Origin of the sequence: Streptomyces roseus (assembly GCF_001044425.1) — a bacterium.
Lineage (GTDB): Bacteria > Actinomycetota > Actinomycetes > Streptomycetales > Streptomycetaceae > Streptomyces > Streptomyces roseus.
This window is the reverse complement of sequence record NZ_LFML01000059.1, coordinates 1-21,451: the sequence shown is the minus strand read 5'-3', so window position 1 is coordinate 21,451 and position 21,451 is coordinate 1. Positions and strand designations below refer to the sequence as shown.

13 protein-coding genes and 2 pseudogenes are annotated in these 21,451 nt (G+C 71.6%); 10 read left to right on the top strand and 5 right to left on the bottom strand.

What is annotated here, in order from left to right; genetic code table 11:
- Both ACS04_RS15505 and ACS04_RS15500 read right to left on the bottom strand, forming a co-directional pair.
- A pseudogene (locus ACS04_RS15505) lies at positions 1 to 231 on the bottom strand (DUF4129 domain-containing protein); the annotation flags it as partial.
- Between the two features lie 73 nt (positions 232 to 304).
- Positions 305 to 1,609: a DUF7847 domain-containing protein gene (locus ACS04_RS15500; protein WP_048477188.1), complete on the bottom strand. Its 1,305-nt coding sequence runs from the start codon at positions 1,607 to 1,609 to the stop codon at positions 305 to 307.
- 233 nt (positions 1,610 to 1,842) lie between these two features.
- Between ACS04_RS15500 and mtrA the strand changes: the two genes are divergently transcribed.
- The 6 genes and pseudogenes from mtrA (at position 1,843) to ACS04_RS15470 (ending at position 9,131) form a co-directional block, all read left to right on the top strand.
- Positions 1,843 to 2,532, top strand: coding sequence for a two-component system response regulator MtrA (gene mtrA, locus ACS04_RS15495; protein WP_189973359.1), 690 nt, complete (start codon positions 1,843 to 1,845; stop codon positions 2,530 to 2,532).
- 70 nt (positions 2,533 to 2,602) lie between these two features.
- On the top strand, positions 2,603 to 4,552 hold the full coding sequence (gene mtrB / locus ACS04_RS15490) for an MtrAB system histidine kinase MtrB (RefSeq protein ID WP_209441703.1): 1,950 nt from the start codon (positions 2,603 to 2,605) through the stop codon (positions 4,550 to 4,552).
- Positions 4,542 to 6,395: an LpqB family beta-propeller domain-containing protein gene (locus ACS04_RS15485; protein WP_342449444.1), complete on the top strand. Its 1,854-nt coding sequence runs from the start codon at positions 4,542 to 4,544 to the stop codon at positions 6,393 to 6,395. Before mtrB ends, ACS04_RS15485 begins: the two co-directional genes overlap by 11 nt.
- A 108-nt stretch (positions 6,396 to 6,503) precedes the next feature.
- Positions 6,504 to 7,274: a ComF family protein gene (locus tag ACS04_RS15480; RefSeq protein WP_048477187.1), complete on the top strand. Its 771-nt coding sequence runs from the start codon at positions 6,504 to 6,506 to the stop codon at positions 7,272 to 7,274.
- Between the two features lie 262 nt (positions 7,275 to 7,536).
- On the top strand, positions 7,537 to 8,232 hold the full coding sequence (gene hpf / locus ACS04_RS15475) for a ribosome hibernation-promoting factor, HPF/YfiA family (protein ID WP_048477186.1): 696 nt from the start codon (positions 7,537 to 7,539) through the stop codon (positions 8,230 to 8,232).
- Positions 8,233 to 8,430: 198 nt separating this feature from the next.
- Positions 8,431 to 9,131: pseudogene (locus ACS04_RS15470) on the top strand (response regulator).
- Between the two features lie 82 nt (positions 9,132 to 9,213).
- Here ACS04_RS15470 and ACS04_RS15465 read toward each other — a convergent pair.
- Together ACS04_RS15465 and ACS04_RS15460 are read right to left on the bottom strand one after the other, a co-directional pair.
- On the bottom strand, positions 9,214 to 10,383 hold the full coding sequence (locus ACS04_RS15465) for a winged helix-turn-helix domain-containing protein (protein ID WP_048477185.1): 1,170 nt from the start codon (positions 10,381 to 10,383) through the stop codon (positions 9,214 to 9,216).
- Between the two features lie 9 nt (positions 10,384 to 10,392).
- A complete protein-coding gene (locus ACS04_RS15460) occupies positions 10,393 to 10,974 on the bottom strand; it encodes a GNAT family N-acetyltransferase (protein ID WP_048477184.1) in 582 nt (193 codons plus the stop codon).
- A 242-nt stretch (positions 10,975 to 11,216) separates the two neighbouring features.
- On the opposite strand from ACS04_RS15460, the gene secA reads away from it, so the two are divergent.
- Entirely contained in the window at positions 11,217 to 14,006 is a 2,790-nt protein-coding gene (gene secA / locus ACS04_RS15455; protein ID WP_048477183.1) for a preprotein translocase subunit SecA, read from the top strand.
- Positions 14,007 to 14,129: 123 nt separating this feature from the next.
- Here secA and ACS04_RS15450 read toward each other — a convergent pair whose 3' ends face one another.
- Positions 14,130 to 14,519 carry an Rv3235 family protein gene (locus ACS04_RS15450; RefSeq protein WP_048477182.1) on the bottom strand — a complete coding sequence of 130 codons (390 nt, stop codon included), beginning with the start codon at positions 14,517 to 14,519 and terminating at the stop codon, positions 14,130 to 14,132.
- Between the two features lie 302 nt (positions 14,520 to 14,821).
- On the opposite strand from ACS04_RS15450, the gene ACS04_RS15445 reads away from it, so the two are divergent.
- The 3 genes from ACS04_RS15445 to ACS04_RS15435 all read left to right on the top strand — a co-directional run bounded on the left by ACS04_RS15445 (position 14,822) and on the right by ACS04_RS15435 (position 21,344).
- Positions 14,822 to 15,322, top strand: a complete 501-nt coding sequence (locus ACS04_RS15445; RefSeq protein ID WP_048477181.1) for a DUF6912 family protein — start codon at positions 14,822 to 14,824, stop codon at positions 15,320 to 15,322.
- Positions 15,319 to 16,014: an HAD family hydrolase gene (locus ACS04_RS15440; RefSeq protein WP_048477180.1), complete on the top strand. Its 696-nt coding sequence runs from the start codon at positions 15,319 to 15,321 to the stop codon at positions 16,012 to 16,014. The genes ACS04_RS15445 and ACS04_RS15440 overlap by 4 nt, the downstream gene beginning before the upstream one ends.
- Before the next feature lie 353 nt (positions 16,015 to 16,367).
- Positions 16,368 to 21,344, top strand: a complete 4,977-nt coding sequence (locus ACS04_RS15435; protein ID WP_048477179.1) for an NAD-glutamate dehydrogenase — start codon at positions 16,368 to 16,370, stop codon at positions 21,342 to 21,344.
- Positions 21,345 to 21,451 lie beyond the last annotated feature (107 nt).

The following is a 21,451-nucleotide window of genomic DNA, read 5'->3' as shown; positions in this document are numbered from 1 at the left end:
GCCCAGCCGCCACCACAGGGCGGCGACGGCCAGGGCGACGAGGACGGCGATGGCGGCCAGCCCCAGGGCTCCGCCGGGGGTGGCGCCCGAGGCGTGGTCGAAGAGGGTGCCGACCCAGTCCCAGAACCGGTCCAGGGCGCGCTGGAGCAGCCCCGGGTCGTCCTGGTGGTACAGCGGCTTCGACAGTTCGCGTTCCGCCGCCTCGCGGGCGGGCTCGCGCGGTGTCGTCACCGGTGGTTGCTCCGCGGCCGGCCGGAGCGCCGCGGAGCGCGTGATGAGACCCCCCGTACTCATCATCGTCGTGTCAGCCCCCGGTCGCCGGTGCGGCCGGGTCCGTGCCGTAGTTCTCCAGGCCCGCCGCCCGGGCGAGCTCCAGGTCGAGGGCCTCGCGGCGGATGCGCTGGTCGACGTAGAGGAGGACGGTGACGCCCGACTGGATCGGCATGGTGATGGTCTGGGCGATGACGGCGCCGACCGCCGAGAGGATGAGGGCGGCCCAGCTGCTCGCGGCGGTGCCGTTCTCCAGGGCGGTCGGTCCGGCGTCGGCGAGGCCGATCGCGAGGCCGGCGATGGACAGCGGCCAGACGATGATGGCCGAGACGAAGGTGGTGATGAGGCCGGTCAGGGCGGTGATGCCGAAGATGCGCCACCAGGAGCCCTGGACGAGGCGTGAGGAGCGGCGCAGCGAGGTGGGGACGCTGCTCTTCTCCAGCATCAGCGCGGGCGAGGCCAGGCTGAACTTGATCCCGAGCCAGAGCAGGAGCGGGAGGGCGGCGAAGCCGCCGAGGAGGCCGACCGCGATGTTGCCCAGGGCGATGCCGGGGGCGATCAGGACGCCGACGAGGAGGATGCCGCCGACGCCCAGCAGGAGGGTCAGCCCGAGCAGGCGGAGCAGCTGGGGGCGGGCCTCGCGCCAGGCGGTGCCGATGGCGGAGCTCTGGCCGAGCACGGCGCGGCTGAAGATCATCGTGAGCATGGCGGTGGCCACGATGGTGCCGATGAGCTGGATGAACCCGTTCGCGACGAGGGCGAGCATGCTGCCGCCGAGGGTGTCGACGAGCTCGCGCACGCTCGGCTCCGCGTCGGAGGTGACGGGGAGGTCGGAGAGCGCGTACTTCTGCACGAGGACGGTGACGACCTGCACGACCGTGGCCACGACGAGGGTGATCGGCAGGACCGAGCGCCAGTGGCTGCGCATGGTGGCGACGGCGCCGTCGAGGATCTCGCCGAGGTCCAGGGGGCGCAGCGGGATCACGCCCGGCTTGGCGGCCGGGGGCTTGCCCCACTGGCCGGGGCCACCGGGGGATCCGTACGGGCCGGAGGGGCCCTGGCCGCCTTGGGGGCCGCCGTACGATCCCCAGCCCGCCCCCGGCTGCGGCTGCTGGTGCGGCGGCTGCGGGGTCTGCGGCGCTTGCGGTGCCTGGGGTGTGCCGGGGCTCGACCACTCGCCGGGGGGCGGCTGCTCGGCGGACCACTTCGGCCCGCCGGCGGGCGGCTGCTGAGCGGGCGGCTGCGCGCCCTCGCCGCCGTCCCGGCCGTCGGGTGCGCCCGGCCGATCGCCGTCGGACGGGGAGGGTCCGGGCACGGCCCAGCCCGGAGAGTCGTTCATCGTCGCTCCTTCACGTACACCTGCGGGGCGGGGGCGCTGGGGAGTGTCATCGTGCCACGTGGGAACGTGGGGCGGACCGGCCGTCCCCCCGGATCCCCGGCAGCCCGCGCCTTCAATTGTCGCCCGGATCCGGGGCAGACTGGTCGTCCTGATCTCCACGCAGGTCCGAGGGGCGAATTCCAGCCCTTTTGGCTGTGGGACAGCTCACCGCCAGGTAACGATTGGCTAATGGGATGATGTCAAGCATGAAGGGACGAGTCCTTGTCGTCGACGACGACACCGCGCTGGCCGAGATGCTCGGCATTGTGCTGCGTGGAGAAGGTTTTGAGCCGTCGTTCGTAGCGGACGGCGACAAGGCACTGGCTGCCTTCCGCGAGGCGAAGCCGGATCTCGTACTGCTCGACCTCATGCTGCCCGGACGGGACGGCATAGAGGTCTGCAGGCTGATCCGGGCCGAATCAGGCGTGCCGATCGTGATGCTCACCGCGAAGAGCGACACGGTGGACGTGGTCGTGGGCCTGGAGTCCGGGGCCGACGACTACATCGTCAAGCCGTTCAAGCCGAAGGAGCTGGTGGCCCGTATCCGGGCGCGCCTGCGCCGGTCGGAGGAGCCCGCGCCCGAGCAGCTGGCCATCGGTGACCTGGTCATCGACGTGGCCGGGCACTCGGTCAAGCGCGACGGCGCCTCGATCGCCCTGACCCCGCTCGAGTTCGACCTGCTGGTCGCCCTCGCGCGCAAGCCCTGGCAGGTGTTCACCCGCGAGGTGCTGCTGGAGCAGGTCTGGGGCTACCGGCACGCGGCGGACACCCGCCTGGTCAACGTGCATGTGCAGCGGCTGCGCTCCAAGGTCGAGAAGGACCCGGAGCGCCCCGAGATCGTCGTGACGGTGCGCGGTGTCGGCTACAAGGCCGGACCGAGCTGACGTGCCGCCCGGCAAGCCCCGCAGCGGCTCCCGCCGAGGAGTCCTGAGGGGAGGCCGGCAGCTCCGTCAGATGGCCGACGGGGCGCCGGGCGGCCCGGTGCTGCGGTTGTTCGTACGCCTCGTACGACGACCGCTGCTTCCGGCTGTCCGGCTGTGGCGGCGCAACATCCAGCTGCGGGTGGTGGCCGCGACGCTGCTGATGTCGCTGGCCGTGGTCCTCGCGCTCGGCTTCGTGGTGATCGCCCAGGTCAGCAAGGGGCTCCTCGACGCCAAGGAGGAGGCCGCGCAGAGCCAGGCCGCGGGCGGGTTCGCCGTGGCGCAGGAGAAGGCCAACACGCCTTCCGCGGTGGACGGCCCCGACGCGACCGACAACAAGGTCGGCCGGGACGCCAGTACCTGGATGAACTCGCTGGTCAAGCAGCTCGCCAGTGGCGGCCAGACCGCCTTCGAGGTGGTCGCCCTCGGCGCCGGCCCCGACGCGGGCGGAGCGCCGGGCGGGCCGTTCGTCTCGGGCGTCAAGGGCGCCCGCGCCTCCGGGAACGTCGACCCGACCGCGAGCGTCCCCGCGGCGCTGCGCCGCGACGTCAACCACGCGACCGGGACCTTCAAGACGTTCTCGCAGATCCGGTACACCGCCGGGTCCGGGGACAAGGCGCCCGAGCCCGCGCTGGTCGTGGGCAAGCGGCTCACCGACATCAACGGGGACCCGTACGACCTGTACTACCTCTTCCCGCTCACGCAGGAGGAGGAGTCCCTCAACCTGATCAAGGTCACCATCGCCACCGCGGGTGTCTTCGTGGTCGTGCTGCTCGGCGCGATCGCCTGGCTCGTCGTACGGCAGGTCGTGACGCCCGTGCGGATGGCCGCCGGGATCGCCGAGCGGCTCTCGGCCGGGCGGCTCCAGGAGCGGATGAAGGTCACCGGCGAGGACGACATCGCCCGTCTGGGCGAGGCCTTCAACAAGATGGCACAGAACCTCCAGCTCAAGATCCAGCAGCTGGAGGACCTGTCGCGGATGCAGCGCCGGTTCGTCTCCGACGTCTCGCACGAGCTGCGCACCCCGCTGACGACCGTACGGATGGCCGCCGACGTCATCCACGACGCCCGGGTCGACTTCGACCCGGTCACCGCCCGCTCCGCCGAACTCCTCGCCGGCCAGCTCGACCGCTTCGAGTCGCTGCTCGCGGACCTGCTGGAGATCAGCCGGTTCGACGCGGGGGCCGCGGCCCTGGAGGCGGAGCCGATCGACCTGCGGGACGTCGTACGGCGGGTCATCGACGGCGCGGAGCCGCTCGCCGAGCACAAGGGCACCCGGATCCGGGTGCTGGGCGACACCCAGCCCGTCATAGCCGAGGCCGACTCCCGGCGCGTGGAGCGGGTGCTGCGCAACCTCGTCGTCAACGCGGTGGAGCACGGCGAGGGCCGTGACGTGGTGGTCCGCCTCGCCTCGGCGGGCGGGGCCGTGGCCGTGGCCGTACGGGACTACGGGGTCGGGCTCAAGCCCGGCGAGGCCACCCGCGTCTTCAACCGCTTCTGGCGGGCGGACCCGGCCCGGGCGCGGACGACGGGCGGTACGGGCTTGGGCCTGTCCATCGCCGTCGAGGACGCCCGGCTGCACGGCGGCTGGCTCCAGGCCTGGGGCGAGCCGGGCGGCGGTTCGCAGTTCCGGCTGACCCTGCCGCGGACCGCCGACGAGCCGCTGCGCGGGTCGCCGATCCCGCTGGAGCCGGAGGACTCCCGGTCCAACCGGGCCAGGATCGCGGCCGAGGCGGCGGGCTCGAAGGCGTCCCGGAAGGCCTCGGAGGGGCCGGGCAGGGGCGACCGGTCGCCGATACCGGCGAGGTCGGCGATGGCCGGCGCGATGCCGGTGCCCGCGGACCCGACGGCCCTGCCGGGCAGCGGGGCGCGCGTGGTGGCCCGCCCGGCCGACCCCGACCAGGGGACGGACCAGGCGGCGGCCGAGCGCTCCGCCGCCGAGCAGTCAGCAGCAGCACAGGAGGATGGCGCAGGTGGACGCTGAGCCCGTACGGGTGCGCAGGGACGGCCGCCGCCGGTGGCGGGCGGTGCGGGCGTACGCCTTCGGGGCGGCCGGGCTGCTGCTGGCGGGCTGCGCCTCCATGCCCGACCACGGCGAGATCCGTGAGGTCAAGGCGTCGCAGGGCGTGGACTCACAGGTCCGTGTGTTCGGGGTGCCGCCGGCCGACAAGGCCGGTCCCGCCGACATCGTCGACGGCTTCCTGGAGGCCATGACCAGCGACGACCCGCAGCTCCAGACGGCGCGCAAGTACCTCACGGAGGAGGCCGCCAAGAACTGGAAGCCCGGTTCCGCCGTCACGGTGCTCTCCGCGGGCATCGACCGGTTCTCCGTGGGCAACGAGAAGGACGCCCCGGGCCCCCGCTGGAAGATGACGGGCAAGAAGCTGGCGACCGTGGACGAGCGCAGCGCGTACCAGCCGGAGCCGGCGGGCGAGCGCTACGAGGAGTACCTCCAGCTGGTCCAGGAGAACAAGCAGTGGCGGATCGCGACGCCGCCGAGCGGCCTCGTGCTCAGCGAGTCGGACTTCCAGCGCATCTACATGCCGGTCAACAAGTACTACTTCGCGGGCGGCGGCCTCGTCGCCGATCCCGTGTACGTGCGCCAGCGCAGCGATCCCGACTCGCGGATGGACCCGACCACGCAGACCGTGCAGTCGCTGCTGGCCGGTCCTTCCAAGTGGCTTGGTCCCGTGGTGACTTCGAGCTTCCCGACCGGCACCGGACTGCGCGAGGGCACCAAGTCCCTCGCGTTCGACGGACAGAACGTGCTGAAGGTGCCGCTCAACGACAAGGTCGACAACGTCGCGCAGCCGCAGTGCGAGAGGATGGCCGCGCAACTCATGTACACCGTGCAGGACCTGACGTCCTCCCGGATGTCGCGGGTGGACCTGCTGCGCTCGGACCGCTCCTCGCTGTGCTCGGTGACCGACGCGACCGCGGCGACGATCGCCCACCGCCCCGGCTCCCCGGAGTACCAGTACTACATCGACAGCGAGAGCCGGTTCGTCCGGATGAAGCTCGACGTCGCCAGCGAGGACCAGCAGTACCGCCCCGAACAGGTGCCGGGGCCGCTGTCGCCGAGCGCCGGGAACCCCGGGGCCAAGGTCGGCTCGGCGGCCGTCTCGTACGACGAGAAGCGGGCCGCGGTGGTGTCCGAGGACGGGCAGGGGCTGTACCTGGTGAACCTGACGACGGCCGGGCCCATGCCGGCGCCGGTGCTGAGCAGCAAGGGCGCCAAGCCGAACGGGCTGGGCGCGCCGAGCTGGGACGCGGCGGGCGACGTATGGGTCGCGGACCAGGATCCGCAGAATCCGGCGCTGTACCGGGTGCCGGGCGGCACCGGGGCCCCGCAGAAGATCGATGTGGCCGGTCTCGGCGGCGGGCGGATCACCGCGCTGAAGGCGTCGCCGGACGGGGTGCGGATCGCGCTGCTGGTGCAGTCGGGCAACAGCAAGAAGTTGTACATCGGGCGGATCGAGCGGCCCGAGGGCAAGGGGGACGCGGCCCCGGTGTCGGTGCGCGAGCTGCGTCCGGCGGCCCCGCAGATGGCGAGCGTGACGGCGCTCAGCTGGGCGCCGCGCGGCCGGCTGCTGGTGGTGGGCCGGGAGAACGGCGGGGTCGTACAGGCCCGGTACATGCTGGCCGACGGGTCGATGGTCGCGGCGAGCCTGCCGGGGGCGACGGGGCTGGACGCGGTCGCGGCGACGGAGGACGAGAAGAAGCCGGTGGTCGCGCACTCCGACGACGACGGGATCGTGTGGCTGCCGCCCGGGGCGCAGTGGCGCACGGTGGCGCCGGGCGGCCGGGCTCCGGTCTACCCGGGCTGACCTGACCTGACCTCGCTCGTCGCCGCCCGTTGCGAGCCCGACGGCGCTCGTCGTTCCGCGTTGTCCACAGGGGTGGCGGGCCGGCGGGCGGCCCGGCACAGTGGGCGGATGCGGGGGTGGTGGCAGGAGCTCGCCGGGCTCGTCCTGCCGGCCGCCTGCGGCGGCTGCGGGACGGCCCGGGTGGTGTTGTGCGCGGGTTGCGCGCAGGCGCTGAGCGGGGCCGCGCCGGGCCGTGTGAACCCCTCTCCGCGGCCCGCGGGGCTGCCCGCGGTGTATGCGGCCGCCGCGTACGAGGGGGTCGTACGGGAGGTCGTACTGGAGCACAAGGAGCGCGGTGCGCTGCCGCTGGCCGGGCCGCTCGGGGCCGCCCTGGCGGCGGCCGTGGGCAGGGCCGCCGGGGCGGGGGCGGCCGGCCTCGCAGCGGACGGCCTCGCGGCGGGGGAGGAGCTGCTCCTCGTGCCCGTGCCCTCGGCGCCGCGGCAGGTGCGGGCGCGCGGGCACGATCCGGCGCGCAGGATCGCCCTGGCGGCCGCGGGGCGGTTGCGGCGGGCCGGTGTCCGCGCGCGGGTGGCGTGCGTCCTGCGCCAGGTCCGGCCCGTGGCCGATCAGGCGGGCCTGGGGGCCCGCGAGCGGCGGGAGAACCTGGCGGGTGCGCTGGGGCTCCGTCACGGGGGAGCGGCGGGTTTCGCGGAGGGCGGCGCGCGGGTCGTGCTGGTGGACGACCTGATCACCACCGGGGCGACCCTCGCGGAGGCGGCGCGGGCGCTGCGGGCGGGGTCGATCGGACCGGTGGCGGGGGCTGCGGTGGTCGCCGCTCCGGCGGGATCCTTCGTACGAAATGGGGCGACAACCCGTACAGAGCAACGCTCTTGTGAATAGATTTGGAACTGATGGGGAAGGCGCATCGTTGCAGGTAGTAAGAGATAACAGCCACCTGAACGGAGGTACGTTCCGGTAGCGGGTGCCGACAACCGGCATGGAGGGATATGTTCGGTTGTAAGGAACTGGCGAGTCCTGGCCACACGCACCGGATCGGGAGGTGACAGTCGCCAAGTCCGTGGCTCCGGTGTTCACCGGGGCCTGGTGCGAAAGGGAGACGCTTCGCCCGCTGGGGTGGAGCTATCCGGGAACGGAGTTCTGCGTGGACATCGTCGTCAAGGGCCGCAAGACCGAGGTGCCCGAGCGGTTCCGCAAGCACGTGGCCGAGAAGCTGAATCCCGAGCGGATCCAGAAGCTCGACGCCAAGGTGATCAGCTTGGACGTCGAGGTGTCCAAGGAGCACAACCCGCGCCAGGCCGACCGTTCCGACCGCGTGGAGATCACCCTGCGTTCGCGGGGCCCCGTGGTCCGTGCCGAAGCGGCCGCGACCGACCCGTACGCGGCGCTCGACCTGGCACAGGAGAAGCTGGAAGCGCAGCTGCGCAAGCAGCACGACAAGCGCTACACCCGGCGTGGCAACGGCCGTCTCTCGGCGGCCGAGGTCGCCGACGTCGTTCCCGGCGTGGCCCGGCTCAACGGCAGCGGCGAGCCGGTCACGGAGGAGCCGGGAGACGCGATCCCGACCACCCGGATCGGACCGCTGGAGGTCCAGGGCGAAGGCCCGCTCATCGTCCGCGAGAAGACGCACTCGGCGGCGCCCATGCCGCTCGACCAGGCGCTGTACGAAATGGAACTGGTCGGCCACGACTTCTACCTGTTCGTCGACTCCGACACCAAGATGCCGAGCGTCGTCTACCGGCGCCACGGCTACGACTACGGCGTGATCCACCTCAATGCCGACGAGGCCTCCAGCTCGGCCGAGCCCGGTGCCGGCGCGGGTGGAGCGCTCGGCGGCTGACGCCGCGTCCCGATTTTCGGTGAAAGCCCCCGGGGATGCCGCGGCGTCCCCGGGGGCCCCTGTATGACTCGTATGCGCCAGGTGGCCGTCGCGGGCTCCCCTCCGGGTGGCGCGGGCATGGAATCATGGCGGGCAGTCAACCGGCCCGGGTTCCCGTGCGGTTGACCCGGCAGCTCGGTACATGCAGGGGGAGGAACGATGGCGGACAGCTTCGGGCCGGTGCGCGGTGATGGCGGCGGCGAGCCGATCCGGGTGCTCGTCGTCGACGACCACGCCCTGTTCCGGCGCGGGCTGGAGATCGTCCTCGCGCAGGAGGAGGACATCCAGGTCGTCGGTGAGGCGGGGGACGGCGCGGAGGCGGTGGACAAGGCGCGGACCTGCTGCCGGACATCGTGCTCATGGACGTGCGGATGCCCCGGCGCGGCGGGATCGAGGCGTGCACCTCGATCAAGGAGGTGGCCCCCTCCGCGAAGATCATCATGTTGACGATCAGCGACGAGGAGGCCGACCTCTACGACGCGATCAAGGCAGGGGCCACCGGGTACCTGCTGAAGGAGATCTCGACGGACGAGGTGGCGACGGCGATCCGCGCGGTGGCCGACGGGCAGTCGCAGATCAGTCCGTCGATGGCCTCGAAGCTCCTGACCGAGTTCAAGTCGATGATCCAGCGGACGGACGAGCGGCGGCTGGTGCCGGCGCCGCGGCTGACGGACCGCGAGCTGGAAGTGCTCAAGCTGGTGGCGACCGGGATGAACAACCGCGACATCGCGAAGGAGTTGTTCATCTCCGAGAACACCGTGAAGAACCACGTCCGCAACATCCTGGAGAAGCTCCAGCTGCACTCCAGGATGGAGGCCGTGGTCTACGCGATGCGGGAGAAGATCCTGGAGATCCGCTGAGCCGGTGATCCGCCGGGTCAGGTCCGCTGAGATACGGGATCCGCTGAGATACGGGATCCAGCGAGATACGGGAGCGGCGGACTCAGAGGTTCGCCAGCTCCGCCGTGACCGCGGCCGCCTCCTCGGCCGAGCCCGCGCGCTCGACGCGCACCGAGTCGCAGCCGACCCATCCGGCTGCCTCGCGCAGCGCCTCTGCCATGGGGCGGGCCGCCCCGGGGGTGGTCAGGGACAGCTGGCGGGCCACCAGCGTGCGGCCCTCGCGGGCCGGGTCGACCCGGCCCTGCAGCCGCCCGCCCGCCAGCAGCGGCATCGCGAAGTACCCGTGTATCCGCTTGGGCTTGGGGACGTACGCCTCCAGCCGGTGCGTGAAGCCGAAGATCCGCTCCGTGCGCGGCCGGTCCCAGACCAGGGAGTCGAACGGGGAGAGCAGGGTGGTGCGGTGGCGGCCGCGCGGCGGCGTCGCCAGCGCGGCGGGGTCGGCCCAGGCCGGCTTGGACCAGCCCTCGACCTCGACGGGGACCAGCCCCGAATCGGCGATCACGGCGTCGACCTGCTCGCCCTTGAGGCGGTGGTAGTCCGCGATGTCGGCGCGGGTGCCCACGCCCAGGCTCTGACCGGCCAGCGCCACCAAGCGGCGCAGGCATTCGCGGTCGTCCAGGTCGTCGTGGAGCAGCGCGTCCGGGACGGCCCGCTCGGGCAGGTCGTAGACCCGCTTCCAGCCGCGGCGCTCGGCGCAGACCACCTCGCCGATGTCCAGCAGCCACTCCACCGCGATCTTGGTCTCGGACCATTCGAACCACTCGCCGCCGTTCTTGGCGCCGCCCAGCTCGGTGGAGGTCAGCGGGCCGTCGGCCTTGAGGCGGTCCAGGACCGCCCGCGTCGAGAGCTCCTTGTCGCGCAGGACGTGCCAGCGGTGGCCGCGGGCCCGGCGGGCGCGGCGCCGGAACGCGAAGTGGGGCCACTCCTCGATGGGCAGGATGCAGGCCGCGTGCGACCAGTACTCGAAGGCGTGGCCGCCCGACCAGTACGCCGCCTCCACCGCGGGCCGGCCCACCGCGCCGAGGCGCGCGTACGGGATCAGCTCGTGCGAGCGGGCCAGTACGGAGATGGTGTCCAGCTGGACGGCGCCCAGGTGCCGCAGCACCCCCCGCACGCCGCTCCGGCGATCCGGCGCCCCGAGGAAGCCCTGCGCGCGCAGGGCGATCCGGCGCGCGTCGTCGGCGGACAGGGACACGGAGGCTGCGAGCGTCATGCCCGCAGCCTAGAGGCGGCCACTGACAGCGGGCAGGTACGGCAGTGAAGGGGACAGGCCCAGGTCCGCGGGGAGCAGGGCGCCGATCCAGGAGTCGCGTGCGGTGCCGCCGCGCAGCACCGCGGCCCGCAGGACGCCCTCGAAACGGAAGCCGGCCTTCTCCGCGACGGCCCGGGAGCCCGTGTTGCCGACCTCGGCGCGCCATTCCAGCCGTACGGCGCCCACCTCGGTGAAGGCCCAGCGGGAGACGGCGGCGACGGCCTCGGCCATGTAGCCGTGGCCCCGGTGCTCCTTCGCGGCCCAGTACCCGATCTCGTACGAGCCCTGCCCGCGCCCGTGCACGCCGACGGCCGCCACCAGCGGGCCGTCCTCCCCGAGGCGCACCGCGAAGCTGTACGCCGTGTCCTCGCGCCAGCCGGCCGGGACGGTCTCCAGGACGAAGCCGCGGGCGTGCTCGCGCGAGTAGGGGGAGGGGACCATGGTCCAGCGCTGGATCTCCGGATCCTGCACGGCGGTGTACACCTCCTCCTCGTCGGCCGGGACGAAGGGGCGCAAATGCAGTCGGGCCGTGTTCAGTGTCGTGGGCTCCATGTACGGATTCTGCGGGGCCGGGGCGGGTCGGGCGAGCAGTTTTCGGGCAAGACGTGTCGAGGACCCCGGCACCTTCCGGGTACCTCGTACGTTCTCCTTCAGGGCACCCGTGCCCCGCGGGATACGGCGGGCCTCCCGGCGCGGCCGCGTCCTCGCTTACGATGGCCGTTGCGGTGGGGCCCACCCTCCGTGCCCGTGTACGAACCAGTGCCCAGGCCCGACCGGCAAGGAGACAAACCTCGGTGTCCGTCTTCAACAAGCTCATGCGTGCAGGCGAAGGCAAGATCCTGCGCAAACTGCACCGCATCGCGGACCAGGTCAACTCCATCGAAGAGGACTTCGTCAACCTCTCCGACGCCGAGTTGCGGGCGCTCACGGACGAGTACAAGCAGCGCTACCAGGACGGCGAGAGCCTGGACGACCTGCTGCCCGAGGCGTTCGCGACCGTCCGCGAGGCCGCCAAGCGCGTCCTCGGCCAGCGGCACTACGACGTCCAGATCATGGGCGGTGCCGCGCTGCACCTCGGCTACGTGGCCGAGATGAAGACCGGTGAGGGCAAGACCCTCGTCGGCACGCTCCCCGCGTACCTGAACGCGCTGTCCGGCAAGGGCGTCCACCTGATCACGGTGAACGACTACCTGGCCGAGCGCGACTCCGAGATGATGGGCCGGGTGCACAAGTTCCTCGGTCTCGAGGTCGGCTGCATCCTGGCGAACATGTCCCCGGCCCAGCGCCGGGAGCAGTACGGCTGCGACATCACGTACGGCACGAACAACGAGTTCGGCTTCGACTACCTGCGCGACAACATGGCGTGGTCCAAGGACGAGCTCGTCCAGCGCGGCCACAACTTCGCCGTGGTCGACGAGGTCGACTCGATCCTCGTCGACGAGGCCCGCACCCCGCTGATCATCTCCGGCCCGGCCGACCAGGCCACCAAGTGGTACGCCGACTTCGCGAAGCTGGTCACCCGCCTGAAGAAGGGCGAGCCCGGCGAGCCCCTCAAGGGCATCGAGGAGACCGGCGACTACGAGGTCGACGAGAAGAAGCGCACCGTCGCCATCCACGAGGCCGGCGTCGCCAAGGTCGAGGACTGGCTCGGCATCGAGAACCTCTACGAGTCGGTGAACACCCCGCTCGTCGGCTACCTGAACAACGCCATCAAGGCGAAGGAACTGTTCAAGAAGGACAAGGACTACGTCGTCATCGACGGCGAGGTCATGATCGTCGACGAGCACACCGGCCGTATCCTCGCCGGCCGCCGCTACAACGAGGGCATGCACCAGGCGATCGAGGCGAAGGAAGGGGTGGACATCAAGGACGAGAACCAGACCCTCGCCACGATCACCCTCCAGAACTTCTTCCGCCTCTACTCCAAGCTGTCGGGCATGACCGGTACGGCCATGACCGAGGCCGCCGAGTTCCACCAGATCTACAAGCTCGGCGTCGTCCCGATCCCGACCAACCGCGACATGGTCCGCAAGGACCAGCCGGACCTGATCTACCGGACCGAGGTCGCGAAGTTCGCCGCCGTCGTCGACGACATCGCGGAGAAGCACGAGAAGGGCCAGCCGATCCTCGTCGGCACCACCTCGGTCGAGAAGTCCGAGTACCTCTCGCAGCAGCTCTCCAAGCGGGGCATCCCGCACGAGGTGCTCAACGCGAAGCAGCACGAGCGCGAGGCCTCGATCGTCGCCCAGGCCGGCCGCCGCGGCGCCGTCACGGTCGCCACGAACATGGCCGGCCGCGGTACCGACATCAAGCTCGGCGGCAACCCGGACGACCTCGCCGAGGCCGAGCTGCGCCAGCAGGGCCTGGACCCGGAAGAGCACATCGAGCAGTGGGCGCACGCGCTGCCCGCCGCGCTGGAGCGCGCCGAGGCGGCCGTGAAGGCCGAGTTCGAAGAGGTCAAGTCGCTCGGCGGGCTGTACGTGCTGGGCACCGAGCGCCACGAGTCGCGCCGTATCGACAACCAGCTGCGCGGCCGTTCCGGCCGTCAGGGCGACCCGGGCGAGTCCCGGTTCTACCTGTCGCTGGGCGATGACCTGATGCGCCTGTTCAAGGCGCAGATGGTGGAGCGCGTCATGTCGATGGCGAACGTGCCGGACGACGTGCCGATCGAGAACAAGATGGTGACGCGCGCGATCGCGTCCGCCCAGTCGCAGGTCGAGACCCAGAACTTCGAGACGCGCAAGAACGTCCTGAAGTACGACGAGGTCCTCAACAGCCAGCGCGAGGTCATCTACGGCGAGCGCCGCCGCGTCCTGGAGGGCGAGGACCTGCACGAGCAGGTGCGCTTCTTCATGGACGACACGATCGACGCGTACATCGCGGCCGAGACGGTCGAGGGCTTCGCCGAGGAGTGGGACCTGGACCGGCTGTGGGGCGCCTTCAAGCAGCTCTACCCGATCAAGGTCACGGTCGCCGAGCTGGAGGACGCGGCGGGCGACCGCGCGGGCATCACCGCCGAGTTCATCGCGGAGTCCGTCAAGGACGACATCCACGAGCAGTACGAGGCGCGCGAGAAGGCGCTCGGCTCCGACATCATGCGCGAGCTGGAGCGGCGCGTGGTCCTGTCGGTCCTGGACCGCAAGTGGCGCGAGCACCTGTACGAGATGGACTACCTGCAGGAGGGCATCGGCCTGCGGGCGATGGCCCAGAAGGACCCGCTGGTCGAGTACCAGCGCGAGGGCTTCGACATGTTCAACGCCATGATGGAGGGCATCAAGGAGGAGTCCGTCGGCTACCTGTTCAACCTGGAGGTCCAGGTCGAGCAGCAGGTCGAGGAGGTTCCGGTGCAGGACGCGGCGCCTTCGCTGACCAAGGAGCCGGTGGGCGCGCGTCCGGAGATCCGGGCCAAGGGCCTGGACGCCCCGCAGCGTCCGGACCGGCTGCACTTCTCCGCCCCGAGCGTGGACGGGGAGGGCGGCGTCATCGAGGGCGAGTTCGACGCCGACGAGGCGGGCGACGGCATGACGCGCGCCGAGCGCCGCAAGGCGCAGAAGGCCGCGGGCGGCCGCCGCCGCAAGAAGTGACCCCTGCCCGTACGGGCACCCCCGCCGGGGCCGGACACCGCACGGTGTCCGGCCCCGGCGCCGTGGTGCCCCGGCCGGCCGGCAGGCCGCCGAGACGGGGTGTCGTCGGCCACGGCTTCAACGTCACGTCAGGGGGGCCATTTCGATGGCCGCGCAGCGCCAGCGGAGGTCCGGGCCCTGTTCCAGGCGGAACGCCATCGCCGAGACGCGCTCGCCCGTCGTGATGCGGGCGAAGGCCTCGATGACGCCAGGGCCGGGGTGGAAGCGGCCGCACTGGCGCAGGACCGGGCGCAGACGGTCGCGCAGGGGCCCCGCGGGGGCCAGGGTGACCAGTTGGTCGTAGGCCGGGCCGACGGTGTGGCCCAGCAGCGAGTGGACCGGCCGCTGGCCGCTGACCACCGCCAGCAGCCGCTCGGCGAACCAGTCGTGCGGGCCCCGCGGGGTGCGGGGGCCGTGGGGGCGGCGCTGGTCGTGGCGGCCGGGGGGCCGGGCGGTGTTCCTGGTCCTGGTCATGGCGGTCGTCCCCGAGAAGTCCGGGCCCGGAACGGTACCGGGCGGTAACTAGGTAGGGGACTTCTACGGCCCGCGGATACCGTCCGCAACCGCGCGTCCGGGGCGGGTGCGGCGGCCGCCCCTTCACCTATCCGAGTGGGGGGCCGCGTGGGCCCCGGCCGCTCCCGCGCCGAGCGGGGGCGTCCCGTGGACGGAATGCGGGCGGCGGGCAGCGCTCCGATGGGGGACCGCGGCCGTCACCCGGCGCAGTGGCGCCAAGTCGTATCCTGGGGGCGTTTTCCGACTACCGAAAGCAGCCGGCCATGCGCGTGTACGTCCCCCTGACCCTCCCCGGGCTCGCCGAGGCGCACAAGGCGGGTGAGCTGGGCCCCGCCCCGCTGACGGCGTACGCCGTCACCCCCGGGCTGCGCGAGTGGTACGTCTCGGACGACATCGAGGAGCTGGAGTACGCGGCCCTCGGGCGGGCCGCCGCCGCGTCCCTGCGCCTGCTCGCCGAGGACGCCGGGGCCCCGCGCAAGCGCGTCGTCGTCGCCGTCGACGTGGACGACAAGGCCGCCGCCGCGGTTCCCGGGGTCGACGAGGCCACCTTGGGCCAGGTGACCCTGGCGGGGGCCGTACGGCTCTCCGTGGCCGCCGCCGTGCACGTGGACGCCGACGACGCCCTGGGGGACGTCACGGCCGCCGCCGCTGCCCTGGAGGCCGCCGACGCCGGCGACGACGACGCGCGGTTCACCGTGGACGGCGCCGAGGACCACGAACTGCTGTGGTTCGGCGTGCAGGAGATCCAGGGGCTGCTGAAGTGAGCACTCCGCCCACCCCAGCCGTCACCGCGGTCACTTCCGTCCACATAGTCTGGGACTGGAACGGCACCCTCCTGCACGACATCGACGCCGTCATCGCCGCCACCAACGCCTCCTTCGCCGAGTTCGGCTTCGCGCCGATCACGCTGGAGCGCTACCGCGAGCTGTACGTCGTACCGGTGCCGAAGTTCTACGAGCGGCTCATGGGCCGGCTGCCCACCGAGGCGGAGTGGGAGGTCATGGACGCGACCTTCCACCGCCACTACTGGGCCGCGGCCGACAGCGCCGGGCTCACCGAGGGAGCCCGCGAGCTCCTGCGCGACTGGCAGGCGGACGGGCGCACGCAGTCCTTGCTCTCCCTCGCGCCCCACGAGAAGCTCGTACCCCTCGTGCGGTCCCACGGCATCGACCGCCACTTCCTGCGCGTCGACGGTCGGATCGGCCCCTCGCACACCGGCAAGGCGGGACATCTCGTACGCCATATGGCGGCCCTGGAGCAGACGGGCGTGAGCGCCACCCGTACGGTCCTGGTGGGGGACGCGGTCGACGACGCCCTGGCGGCCCGGCACATCGGTGCGAAGGCCGTCCTCTACACGGGCGGTTCGCACAGCCGGCGCAGTCTGGAATCGGCAGGGGTCGAGGTCGTCGACACCCTGGCAGAGGCCGTATCCGCTGCTCGCCGACTGGCCGAATAAGTACGCCCTGAATATGCCCGCGTCACTGCGCACAACGTCAAAGTTCGAGACCTCCTTTTGTACAGATCCAGCGCGTGACGGACAGGGGGTCCGTCGAGATAGCCTGGTACCCGTGATCAGCGCGATAGTCATCGGAGGCCCCGCAGCCTCCGGCCTGCGCCCGGCGCACGACCGTGCCCGGGCCTTCGCTGATCCCTGCCCCCGGGAGCCCCAGCCGATCATGGCCAGTTCCTTCCCGGGCGGCTCTCTCCACGGCGCAGCGCCGATCCCCAGCGGTCACCCCGCATCACGGCGCCACGCCATTCCTTCCTTCACCTACGTCACGCAATGGCGCGCGACAGGAGCCAGAGGACATGCAGACCAAGCTGGACGAAGCAAAGGCCGAGCTGCTCGCGCGGGCGGCCCGGGTAGCTGAGCACAGCCCGGCCGGGGGGCTACTTCCGACTGGGTCCGAGCAGGGGGAGCGTCCCGACCGGGACACCACTCTCGCCTACCTCCAGCGCTACTACCTGCACACCGCCCCGGAGGACCTCCTGGACCGCGACCCGGTCGACGTGTTCGGGGCCGCACTCTCCCACTACCGGCTCGCCGAGACCCGGCCGCAGGGCACCGCGAACGTGCGCGTGCACACCCCGACGGTCGAGGAGAACGGGTGGACCTCCAGCCACTCCGTCGTCGAGGTCGTGACCGACGACATGCCGTTCCTCGTGGACTCCGTCACCAACGAGCTGTCCCGCCAGAACCGTGGCATCCACGTCGTGATCCACCCCCAGGTCGTCGTCCGCCGTGACGTCACCGGCAAGCTGATCGAGATCCTCGGTCCCGACTGCGACGCGCACGGCCCCAAGACCGCGCGTCCCCACGACTCCCTCGTCGAGTCCTGGATCCACGTCGAGACCGACCGCGAGACCGACCGCGCCGACCTCAAGCAGATCACCGACGACCTGCGCCGTGTCCTGTCCGACGTCCGCGAGTCCGTCGAGGACTGGGAGAAGATGCGCGACGCCGCGCTGCGCATCGCCGACGACCTCACGGACGAGCCGACCGCCCCCGACCTGCGCGAGTACGAGCTCGAAGAGGCCCGCGAGCTGCTGCGCTGGCTCGCCGACGACCACTTCACCTTCCTCGGCTACCGCGAGTACAACCTCGTCGACGGCGACGCCCTGTCCGCCGTGCCCGGCACCGGCCTCGGCATCCTGCGCTCCGACCCGCACCACAGTGGCCAGGAGGACGCCCACCCCGTCTCGCCGTCCTTCAACCGGCTGCCGGACGACGCCCGCGCCAAGGCCCGCGAGCACCGCCTGCTGGTGCTGACCAAGGCCAACAGCCGCGCCACCGTGCACCGCCCCTCCTACCTCGACTACGTCGGCGTCAAGAAGTTCGACGCCGAGGGCAACGTCGTCGGCGAGCGCCGCTTCCTCGGCCTGTTCTCCTCCGCCGCGTACACCGAGTCGGTGCGCCGCGTCCCGGTGATCCGCCGCAAGGTCGCCGAGGTCCTCGACGGCGCCGGCTTCTCGCCGAACAGCCACGACGGCCGCGACCTGCTCCAGATCCTGGAGACCTACCCGCGCGACGAGCTGTTCCAGACCCCGGTCGACAAGCTCCGCGAGATCGCCACCTCCGTCCTGTACCTCCAGGAGCGCCGCCGGCTGCGGCTGTACCTGCGCCAGGACGAGTACGGGCGCTACTACTCGGCGCTCGTCTACCTGCCGCGCGACCGCTACACCACCGGCGTGCGGCTGCGCCTGATCTCGATCCTCCAGGAAGAGCTCGACGGCAGCAGCGTCGACTTCACCGCGTGGAACACCGAGTCGATCCTGGCCCGCATCCACTTCGTCATCCGCGTCCCGCAGGGCAAGGACCTGCCGGTCCTGACCGACGCCGACGTCGAGCGCATCGAGGCCCGCCTGGTCGAGGCCGCCCGCTCCTGGGCCGACGGCTTCGCCGAGGCCCTGGTCTCCGAGGTGGGCGAGGAGCGCGCCGCCGAGCTGCTGCGCAAGTACGGCAACGCCTTCCCCGAGGGCTACAAGGCCGACCACAAGCCGCGCGCCGCCGTGGCCGACCTGTGCCACCTGGAGCGGCTCTCCGCCAGTGACCGCGAGTTCGCGCTCTCGCTGTACGAGCCGGTCGGCGCGGGCCCCGGCGAGCGCCGGTTCAAGATCTACCGCACGGGTGAGCAGGTCTCGCTGTCCGCGGTCCTGCCCGTGCTCCAGCGCCTGGGCGTCGAGGTCACCGACGAGCGCCCGTACGAGCTGCGCTGCAGCGACCGCAGCAACGCGTGGATCTACGACTTCGGCCTGCGGATGCCGCTGCCCGCCGGCAACGGCGACGCCACGCTCGGCTACCTCGGCGACGACGCCCGCGAGCGCTTCCAGGAGGCCTTCGCCGCGGTCTGGCAGGGCGACGCCGAGAACGACAACTTCAACACCCTGGTGCTGTCCGCCGGGCTCACCTGGCGCCAGGCCGTGGTGCTGCGCGCGTACGCGAAGTACCTGCGCCAGGCCGGCGTGAACTTCAGCCAGGACTACATGGAGGACACCCTCCGCAACAACGTCCACACCACCCGGCTGCTGGTCTCGCTCTTCGAGGCCCGGATGTCGCCCGGCCGCCAGTCCGCCGGCACCGAGCTCATCGACGCCATGCTGGAGGAGCTGGACGGGGCCCTGGACCAGGTCGCCTCGCTCGACGAGGACCGGATCCTGCGGTCCTTCCTCACCCTCATCAAGGCGACCCTGCGCACGAACTTCTTCCAGCTCAACGACGCGGGCGAGCAGCACTCCTACGTGTCGATGAAGTTCGACCCGCAGGCCATCCCGGAGCTTCCGGCGCCGCGCCCGGCGTACGAGATCTGGGTGTACTCCCCGCGCGTCGAGGGCGTCCACCTGCGCTTCGGCAAGGTCGCCCGAGGCGGCCTGCGCTGGTCCGACCGCCGTGAGGACTTCCGTACGGAGATCCTCGGCCTGGTCAAGGCGCAGATGGTCAAGAACACCGTCATCGTGCCGGTCGGCGCCAAGGGCGGCTTCGTCGCCAAGAACCTGCCGGACCCGGCGGTGGACCGCGACGCCTGGCTCGCCGAGGGCATCGCCTCGTACAAGATCTTCATCTCGGCGCTGCTCGACATCACCGACAACATGGTCGGCGGCGAGGTCGTGCCGCCGACCGGCGTGGTCCGCCACGACGAGGACGACACCTACCTCGTCGTCGCCGCCGACAAGGGCACCGCGACCTTCTCCGACATCGCCAACGGCGTCGCAGAGGCGTACGGCTTCTGGCTGGGCGACGCGTTCGCCTCGGGCGGCTCGGCCGGCTACGACCACAAGGGCATGGGCATCACCGCCCGCGGCGCCTGGGAGTCCGTCAAGCGGCACTTCCGCGAGCTGGGCCACGACACCCAGACCGAGGACTTCACGGTCGTCGGCGTCGGCGACATGTCCGGCGACGTGTTCGGCAACGGCATGCTGCTCTCCGAGCACATCCGACTGGTCGCCGCGTTCGACCACCGGCACATCTTCATCGACCCGACCCCGGACGCGGCGACCTCGTACGCCGAGCGCCGGCGCCTGTTCGACCTGCCGCGCTCCTCGTGGGCCGACTACAACACGGAGCTGCTCTCCGCGGGCGGCGGCGTGCACCCGCGCAGCGCGAAGGCCATCCCGGTCAACGCGCAGATGCGCGCGGCCCTCGGCATCGAGGCGGGCGTCACGAAGATGACCCCCGCCGACCTGATGCAGACCATCCTCCAGGCCCCCGTGGACCTGCTGTGGAACGGCGGCATCGGCACGTACGTCAAGGCGTCGACCGAGACGCACACCGACGTCGGCGACAAGGCCAACGACGCCATCCGCGTCAACGGCGGGGACGTCCGGGCCAAGGTCATCGGCGAGGGCGGCAACCTGGGCCTGACCCAGCTCGGCCGCATCGAGTTCGCCCGGATCGGCTCCGGCGGCGAGGGCGGCAAGGTCAACACCGACGCCATCGACAACAGCGCGGGCGTGGACACCTCCGACCACGAGGTGAACATCAAGATCCTGCTGAACGCGGTCGTGGCGGACGGGGACATGACCGTCAAGCAGCGCAACAAGCTGCTGGCGGAGATGACCGACGAGGTCGGCCACCTGGTGCTGCGCAACAACTACGCGCAGAACACGGCCCTCGCCAACGGCACCGCCCAGGCCCCCAGCCTGCTCCACGCGCAGCAGCGCTTCATGCGCCGCCTGGAGGCCGCCGGCCGGCTGGACCGGGGAATCGAGTTCCTGCCCACCGACCGGCAGATCCGCGAGCTGCTGAGCGCCGGCAAGGGGCTGACCCAGCCGGAGCTCGCCGTGCTCTTCGCCTACACCAAGATCACGGTGGCGGACGAGCTCATCGCCACCGAGCTGCCGGACGACCCGTACCTGCGCCGCCTGCTGCACGCGTACTTCCCGGGCGCCCTGCGCGCGAAGTTCCCGGAGCAGATCGACGCGCACGCGCTGCGCCGCGAGATCATCACGACGCTGCTGGTCAACGACACCGTCAACACCGGTGGTTCGACGTTCCTGCACCGTCTGCGCGAGGAGTCCGGAGCCTCCACGGAGGAGATCGTGCGGGCGCAGCTCGCGGCCCGCGAGATCTTCGGCCTGGCCGGGGTGTGGGACGAGGTCGAGGCGCTCGACAACAAGGTCGCGGCCGACGTCCAGACCCGGGTGCGGCTGCACTCGCGCCGCCTGGTCGAGCGCGGCACCCGCTGGCTGCTCAACAACCGCCCGCAGCCGCTCCAGATCACCGAGACGATCGAGCTGTTCTCCGACCGGGTCGCCGAGGTCTGGGCCGAGCTGCCCAAGCTGGTGCGCGGCGCGGACCTGGAGTGGTACCAGTCGATCATGGACGAGCTGATCGGCGAGGGCGTTCCGGAGGAGCTGGCGGCCAAGGTCGCCGGGTTCTCCTCCGCCTTCCCGACGCTCGACATCGTGGCGATCGCGGACCGCACCGGCGTCGACCCGCTGGACGTCGCCGAGGTGTACTACGACCTCGCCGACCGCCTGCAGATCACCCAGCTGATGGACCGGATCATCGAGCTGCCGCGGTCCGACCGCTGGCAGTCGATGGCCCGCGCCTCCATCCGCGAGGACCTGTTCGCGGCGCACGCGGCGCTGACCGCCGACGTCCTGGCGGTGGGCAACGGCGACTCGACTCCCGAGGACCGCTTCAAGGCCTGGGAGGACAAGAACGCGGCGATCATCAGCCGGGCGCGGACGACCCTGGACGAGATCCGGGGCTCGGACGACTTCGACCTGGCGAACCTGTCGGTCGCGATGCGGACGATGCGTTCCCTGCTGCGGGCGCACGCCTAGACGAGTAAGTCCGAAGTCCTTGGGCGCATGAAGCGAGGGTCTCGTTGGTTCGTTTGTGACGACAAACCTGGAGACCCTCGCGACTGCACTGTACGTGAGGATCGATG